Origin of the sequence: Klebsiella sp. HN106, from assembly GCF_051209435.1 — a bacterium.
In the GTDB taxonomy this organism is placed as follows: domain Bacteria; phylum Pseudomonadota; class Gammaproteobacteria; order Enterobacterales; family Enterobacteriaceae; genus Klebsiella; species Klebsiella oxytoca.
The window spans coordinates 1-306 of sequence record NZ_JBLURD010000206.1 but is presented as its reverse complement, the minus strand read 5'-3'; the positions used below and the strand labels follow the sequence as shown (position 1 = coordinate 306).

The 306-nt window shown below is 60.5% G+C and carries 1 protein-coding gene; it reads left to right on the top strand.

What is annotated here, in order from left to right:
- A partial coding sequence (locus ACSIPU_RS30940) for a phage holin family protein (protein WP_435322524.1) occupies positions 1-299 on the top strand: 299 nt, incomplete at its 5' end.
- Positions 300-306: the final 7 nt, after the last annotated feature.

Genomic DNA, 306 nt, shown 5'->3' with positions numbered 1-306 from the left:
GTCTGGTCGTCGTGGAGCTGGAGGAGGAGAAAGCCAACCTCTTCCAGCTGCTGATCATGACCGGACTGACGCTGCTGTTTGCCGCGTTTGGCCTCATGAGTCTGCTGGTGCTGGTTATCTGGGCCGTTGACGCTCAGTACCGCCTGCACGTGATGATCGCCACCACCGTTGTGCTGCTCCTCGCCGCCGCGATCGTGGGTATCCTAACCCTACGTAAGGCGCGCCGCTCCACGCTGCTGCGTCTAACGCGTAAAGAGCTGGAGAACGACCGTGCCCTTCTGGAGGAGGATAAATCGTGAATGGCCG